The organism is Nocardia paucivorans NBRC 100373 (genome assembly GCF_000308675.1).
GTDB lineage: Bacteria > Actinomycetota > Actinomycetes > Mycobacteriales > Mycobacteriaceae > Nocardia > Nocardia paucivorans.
Window position 1 is genome coordinate 23,932 of the sequence record NZ_BAGE01000041.1, and the last position, 6,140, is coordinate 30,071.

The 6,140-nt window shown below is 66.4% G+C and carries 7 protein-coding genes; 3 read left to right on the forward strand and 4 right to left on the reverse strand.

What is annotated here, in order from left to right:
- Position 1: 1 nt before the first annotated feature.
- A complete protein-coding gene (locus ON32_RS11760; RefSeq protein ID WP_051133149.1) occupies positions 2-1,186 on the reverse strand; it encodes an ABC transporter substrate-binding protein in 1,185 nt (394 codons plus the stop codon).
- Positions 1,187-1,755: 569 nt separating this feature from the next.
- On the opposite strand from ON32_RS11760, the gene ON32_RS11770 reads away from it, so the two are divergent.
- The gene (locus tag ON32_RS11770; RefSeq protein WP_040790919.1) at positions 1,756-2,730 is read left to right on the forward strand and encodes a glycosyltransferase family 9 protein; all 975 of its coding nucleotides are present in this window, start codon (positions 1,756-1,758) and stop codon (positions 2,728-2,730) included.
- Here the strand turns inward: ON32_RS11770 and ON32_RS11775 are convergent.
- Positions 2,712-3,116: an ArsR/SmtB family transcription factor gene (locus ON32_RS11775; RefSeq protein WP_373284293.1), complete on the reverse strand. Its 405-nt coding sequence runs from the start codon at positions 3,114-3,116 to the stop codon at positions 2,712-2,714. The two genes, ON32_RS11770 and ON32_RS11775, sit on opposite strands and share 19 nt — an antisense overlap.
- Positions 3,117-3,284: 168 nt before the next feature.
- On the opposite strand from ON32_RS11775, the gene ON32_RS11780 reads away from it, so the two are divergent.
- A complete protein-coding gene (locus tag ON32_RS11780; RefSeq protein ID WP_245550981.1) occupies positions 3,285-3,908 on the forward strand; it encodes a M23 family metallopeptidase in 624 nt (207 codons plus the stop codon).
- A gap of 331 nt (positions 3,909-4,239) precedes the next feature.
- Here the strand turns inward: ON32_RS11780 and ON32_RS11790 are convergent, their stop codons facing one another.
- Positions 4,240-4,563, reverse strand: a complete 324-nt coding sequence (locus ON32_RS11790; RefSeq protein ID WP_040790922.1) for a hypothetical protein — start codon at positions 4,561-4,563, stop codon at positions 4,240-4,242.
- 344 nt (positions 4,564-4,907) lie between these two features.
- Between ON32_RS11790 and ON32_RS11795 the strand changes: the two genes are divergently transcribed.
- Positions 4,908-5,243, forward strand: coding sequence for an RNA polymerase-binding protein RbpA (locus tag ON32_RS11795; RefSeq protein WP_040790923.1), 336 nt, complete (start codon positions 4,908-4,910; stop codon positions 5,241-5,243).
- A 105-nt stretch (positions 5,244-5,348) separates the two neighbouring features.
- Here the strand turns inward: ON32_RS11795 and ON32_RS11800 are convergent, their stop codons facing one another.
- Positions 5,349-6,131: an ABC transporter permease gene (locus ON32_RS11800; protein WP_040791217.1), complete on the reverse strand. Its 783-nt coding sequence runs from the start codon at positions 6,129-6,131 to the stop codon at positions 5,349-5,351.
- Between the last annotated feature and the right edge of the window lie 9 nt (positions 6,132-6,140).

Genomic DNA, 6,140 nt, shown 5'->3' on the forward strand with positions numbered 1-6,140 from the left:
GTCACCAGCTCAGGCCCAGATCGACGTACACCTTGTCCGCGAGGGCCCGCGGATCGGTTTTCTTGTCGAGGTAACCGGTTTTGGCGAATTTTTCGATGCCCGGGATGATCTCGTCCTTCAGTCGGGCCGCCGAGGGGTTGAAACCATAGGTCTTCAGGATGGCCTCGATGGTGTCGCGGTCCGCAGCCGCGTACTGGTTGTCGACCTCGATGGCCGCGGTCTGCGCAATATTGGCGCCCGCCCATCGACTGCCCTCGGCCCATGCGGTGACCAAGGAACGCGCGATATCGGGTTCCTCGCGCAGCAGTCGCCCGTTCAGCACGGTCGCGCAGCAGTACAGCTGCCGGTTGGGCCCCTGGCTGTTGTTGGTCAGCTCGCGGGCCTTACCGCTCAATGTCGGCAGGAGGGCTATCGGGTCACCGGCGGCGATCGCCACGACCTCTCCGCGCTCCAGCGCATCGGGCAGCTGGTCGACGGCGAAGACCCGCCAGTCCACGTCCTGGCCGGGATCGATACCGGCATCGACCAGATCCAGGGAGAAGAACGACATCGCCGAATCCCCGATCGCCGCGACCCCGATCCGTTGGCCCCGCAGGTCGGCCACCGAGCGTAGCGGGCTGTCGTGGGGGACGACTATGCGCAGACATCCCTCGTGCAACCCGGCGGCGAGTTTGGCATCGATTCCTTGTTCGATGGGTTTGAGCCAGGAGAAGAAGATACCGGGCGCGGCATCGAGTTTCCCGGCGCCGACCGCGTCCTTGATCTCGTCGTTGCCGGTTTTGATTATCTCCACGTCCAGGCCGTGTTTCTCGAAGATCTTCTGGTGGTGCGCGACGTAGAGCGGCGCCTCGCACACCCCGCCGCCGTAGCCGATCTTCAACGTACGGGAAACCCCGCCGGCGCCCGGGGTTCGGCGCGCGGTGAGCCAGGCGGCGAATCCGCCGCCCGCGACGATCGACGCGGCGAGCCCGGCTCCCGCGAGAAGTTGCCGCCGTGACAGCGTTATGTCCTCCGGCTCGAGCGGGGCCTCGAGATCCTCGTCCTCGAGGTCCTCGGGAACTTCCGAAACGGTTGCCGGACCGCGATCGGGTTGCGCCGGCGCCGCGGGAACCGCGGTCTCCCCCGGCGAAACCGGCCGCCCGGTTGTCCCGAGCGTCTCCTGTCGCTCGTCGGTCTCGTCGGACATCGCCCGATTGCCTCCCTCTGCACCGGTGCCCACCCACGGTCGGCACGCGCCGAGCGGGGGCACCGCCAATCTCGCTGTGGCACATGAACGGTGGATATCGCGGTTATCCACCGAGGTGACCGTACACGTGGGTGTTCCGCGGCCGGTTCGCGGGCAACGGGTCGACGGACCGGTTCCGAACAGGCGGTGGTCCACCGCCGAGCACGCCCTTCGCGATCCCGGGTCCCGATGCCGCTCGAGCGGGCCCACCGGTCCCGGTCCACATTCCATACCTCTCGATGTGTGATTGTGATGAACACCACCGAATCTCGCGAGCAATTCGTCCCGACATTGCGCGGGGGACGCGAGAACCGCTCTCATACCGGGTATCTCCGACCGCCGTTTCTCACTCACCATGGGGAACGGCCGGTGATCCGTCCGGGCACGGCTCTGTGATCGAGAACGCCGGCCCGATCACGTTTGCCACGGGGCCTGCCGGGTAGTCAAACAGTGGCTCTCTCGTCGAAACACCATCCGGGTGATTACGAAGGGGGGCGAGTTGACGAGCATCGGGTGGCTAGGAGAAGTGGGTGTCTGTTGTTCTCGTGCTTCAGGCACGGGGTCTCGGTGATCTGCTCACCGCGGTCCCGGCGCTGCGTGCGCTGCGCCGGAACAGGCCCAATGATCACCTCGTGCTCGCCGCACCGCCTCGCCTGCGGGCCATCGTCGATCTGATCGCCACCGTCGACGATATGGCGCCGATCACCGTACCGAACAGTCTGCGCTGGGACGGCCCGGCCCCCGATCTGGCGGTGAATCTGCACGGCCCGGGGACCACCGCCCTGGTGGAGCTGGTCAAAACCGGGGCCCGCCGTATCCTCAGCTACCGGAATCCGGCCTTCCCGGAGATCCCCGGCCCCGAATGGCAGGCCGATCGCCATCTGATCGATCGGTGGTGCCACCTGCTCGAATTCGATGGCATCGGCGCCGATCGACGCAACCTCGGCCTGGTTCCGCCGGTGGCCACCACCAGTCACCGCGGCAGCGTGGTCGTGCACATCGGCGCGGGCGCGGCCGCGCGTCGCTGGCCGGGCGACCGGTTCGCGGCGGTAATCCGGCACCTGCTGGTACTGGGCCGCGAGGTCGTCGTCACCGGTGACGAGTTCGAACGTGATCGCGCCCTCGATATCGCAGCCCGGGCCGGGCTGTCGGTGGAGCGAGTATTGGCCGGTGAGCAGAACCTCATCGAACTGGCCGCGACCGTGGCCGAGGCGGCGTTGGTGCTGTGCGGCGATACCGGTGTTGCTCATCTGGCCACCGCCTTCGGCACCCGCACCGTACAACTTTTCGGTCCCACACCGCCGAGTCAGGTCGGACCGCCGCCGCATCTACTCGGCAGGCACGAGGTGCTGTGGGCGAATCGGACCGGTGATCGTGAGGCCGACACCCCCGACCCGGGACTGTTGCGGATCGGGGTGGGCGAGGTCATCGCGGCCGTGGATCGGCAGTTGACCACGCGCAGTCGCACCGAATCCAATCGGATGTCCTACCGCCGGGTCGGCTGAGACAGGGATGGGCCACCCGATGCGGTTCGAGCCTCATCGAGCGCTGCCGCGTAGGAGGCCAAGGCACTCGGCCAGAACTGTTCCAGATAGTCGCGCACATCACCGAGGCCCCGAGGGTCCAGCGAATACAGCCGCCGATTGCCCGCCGACCGCACCAGCACCAGCCGTGCGTCCCGGAGAACCCGCAGGTGCTGCGAGGCCGCCGAGCTACTGACCCCAACGGCCCGGGCCAGCTGACCGACCGAGTGCGGTCCGGCCCGTAAGGTCTCGACCATCGACCGACGGGTCGCATCCGCCAGCGCTACCAGGGCGTCCACCCTGTAAGTCACCACTGAAATAGTGTGGGCGATTCGGGCGGACCCCGGCAAATACCTTTTGCACTTCATTCCCCCTGGTAGAAGCATTAAACCTCGGGTTCGTTATCGTTCGGTGACAATGCGCCGGGCAGTTCACCGTCACGTGACAGTTCCCACAGAGTTCCCCCAGGTCACGGATTCGGTCGTAACTTCATTGGCATGCCCGTGATCTTTCCGTTACCGTTTCGTCGGGGAGCCGTGACCACGGCCGAAAAACGCCATCCGATCACCGCGCAGGTTGTCGCCACCACCACGGCGGTCGGCGCCGCGTTGGGTCTACTCGCGGCAGGCGCCACCGATCCCAACCGAGCCGATATCACCCCGGTCGCCGTCAGCCGGGAAGTCGAGCCCATGAGCATGAGCACTCTTCCCGAGCCACCGACCGCTCCGGTGAACTTCGATCCACTCCGCGCCCTCATCGAACACCGACCGCATACCGTGCGTCCGGTCGACGCCCCCGTGAGCTCCACCTTCGGCGCCCGCTGGGGCACCGTACACCGAGGGATGGATTTCGCCGGCCAGATGCACGCGCCGATCAAGGCGGTGACCGATGGTGTGGTGATCGAGGCCGGGCCCGCCACCGGTTTCGGACTGTGGGTACGAGTCCAGCAGGACGACGGCACCGTCGGGGTGTACGGCCATATGCAGGACATCCTCGTCCATGTCGGTCAGCCGGTGCGCGCCGGTGACGTGATCGCCACCGTCGGAAGTCGCGGCCAATCCACCGGTCCGCACCTGCACTACGAGGTGCACCTGCCCAACAACGCCGCCGTCGACCCCATGCCGTGGCTGTCCGCGCGCGGAGTGGACGCCTCACACTGATCCGAGCCGCCGGCGGGAACGCCGGCACCCGCTCCGGTCGTAGCCGAGCACGGCCACGGAACCGGGGCACCGACCGCGCACAACATTCCGGGTGATGCGGTCGGTGCCCCGGTTTCTCCGTTCGCAATCATGATTTCCACGAATGCCGTGGCACATCCGAAAACCCTTCCCGACGCCGAAACCTGTCGGCCGGATCACCTTGCCCGGACATACCCGGCCGTCCGTGGCGAATCCCGTATGGGCCGCGGCCGTTTCGTGATCGACGCCCACCCCGCACTCCATCGTCCGCGCCCGACACCACCTTTTCGGTCCCCCGGTCACCAACCGGGGCTCAACGCAGCCGCTCCGCCTCGCGGGTGAGTGCGACCAAGGTCTCACTGAGACCGACCAGTTCCTCGGTATCCGCCCCCTCGCTGATCGCCGTCGCCACATCCTCGGCAGCACAACGAGCGGCGAACCAACGATCGGCCAGATCGGCGGCCTCCTGCGCACTGAGAATCACCGAATCCGCAGGAATCCCGGTGCCCTTCACATTGTTGCGATGTTCGTAGGCGCGCTGCCGGCAGGACTGACGGCAATACCGACGACGACGTCCCGAGGGCGAATCCACGATCTCTCGCCCACACCACGAACACGACAACGACCGGCGCGACATGACCCGACACCCTAATCGCTATCGCCCCCGATCACACAACGGGCACGGCCGACCGGTATTACGCCGCAGCAGCGTAGAATAATCGGGTTCTCCCCCACCCGGGAACCAAACAGCCCGCACGAACGTTGACAGAACACAGGGTTTTCGACCGACCGGCACCATCCGGCCGGCCCGACCCACGGTTCGCACCTCGGCGAACGGCCCACGAACACGACCGACCCGGTCTGCGTTTCATCCGGCCTACCGACAACGCAACACGCACGATTCGCGGCTCGGCGTCGCGTTATCGTGCCCGGCGGCGCCGCGCCGAAGGCACGGCATAAACACAGAGAGGACCAGTACAGATGGCAGATCGCGTACTCCGGGGTAGTCGGCTCGGAGCGGTGAGTTATGAGACCGACCGCGACCATGATCTGGCACCGCGCCGGATTGCCCGGTACCGGACCGACAATGGTGAAGAATTCGACGTGCCCTTCGCCGACGACGCCGAGATCCCACCCACATGGTTGTGCCGCAATGGCCAGGAGGGTGTGCTGATCGAAGGCACCACACAGGAGGCGAAGAAGGTCAAGCCGCCGCGTACGCACTGGGACATGCTGTTGGAGCGGCGCAGTAAAGAAGAGCTCGAGGAGCTGCTCAAGGAGCGGCTGGAACTGTTGAAGTCGCGTCGCCGCGGCTGACTCCCGGTCCATCGATCGCCGAGAGGCCGCTCACTCCGCGGAGTGAGCGGCCTCTCGCGTTCGGGGCCGGCCCGGCCGGCGCCTCGGTGAGGGGGCGGAGTCGGCTCAGTGGCTGGCGACCTTACGGTATTGCAACAATGCCAGCGGTATGGCGACGATCAGAATGCCCACCGAGCACATGACGGCGTACTCGATACAGTGATCGGCGGCCCACCCGGTGGGGGTGCCGAACGACGGCGGCGAACTGTTGTCGAACAATTTCCGACCGGCCGCCGAGACCGCGGTGATGGGATTCCACGCGGCGATGGTGCGCAGCGGACCGGGCAGGGTTTCGGCGGAGATGAACGCCGAGGAGATGAACGACAACGGGAACAGCCAGATCAGGCCGGCGCTCTGCGCGACCTCGACGGTGGGCGACAGCAGACCGGTAACCGCCCCCACCCAGGACATGGCGAAGGCGAACAACAGAATCACCGCGAAGGCGAGGGCCGCGGCGGCGAGCGAACCGTGGATACGCCAGCCGACAATATATCCGCAGCCGACCATCACCACCAGGCTGAGAACATTGACCACCAGATCCGACAGGGTGCGTCCCATCAATACCGCCAACCGAGACATCGGCAAGGTCCGCATCCGGTCGATGATCCCGGTTTGCAGATCACCGGCCAGGCCCACGGTGGTGAAGGCGGCGTTGAATGCGACGGTCTGGGCGAAGATCCCGGCCAGAAGGAATTCTCGATACTGGCCGCCGCCCAGCGAGGCGCCGAAGACATAGGCGAAGAGGAAGACGAACATCAGCGGCTGCACGGTGGCGCTCACCAGCAGGGTGGGCACCCGCAGAATGGTCAACAGGTTGCGGTAGGCGACGATCGCGCTGTCCCGAACCATTCGACCGCG

Bases quoted from the DNA above. Each gene is read 5' to 3' on its own strand.
- ON32_RS11760 (WP_051133149.1), bottom strand. From the start codon at position 1,186: ATGTCCGACGAGACCGACGAGCGACAGGAGACGCTCGGGACAACCGGG.
- ON32_RS11775 (WP_373284293.1), bottom strand. From the start codon at position 3,116: ATGAAGTGCAAAAGGTATTTGCCGGGGTCCGCCCGAATCGCCCACACT.
- ON32_RS11790 (WP_040790922.1), bottom strand. From the start codon at position 4,563: ATGTCGCGCCGGTCGTTGTCGTGTTCGTGGTGTGGGCGAGAGATCGTG.
- ON32_RS11795 (WP_040790923.1), top strand. From the start codon at position 4,908: ATGGCAGATCGCGTACTCCGGGGTAGTCGGCTCGGAGCGGTGAGTTAT.
- ON32_RS11800 (WP_040791217.1), bottom strand. From the start codon at position 6,131: ATGGTTCGGGACAGCGCGATCGTCGCCTACCGCAACCTGTTGACCATT.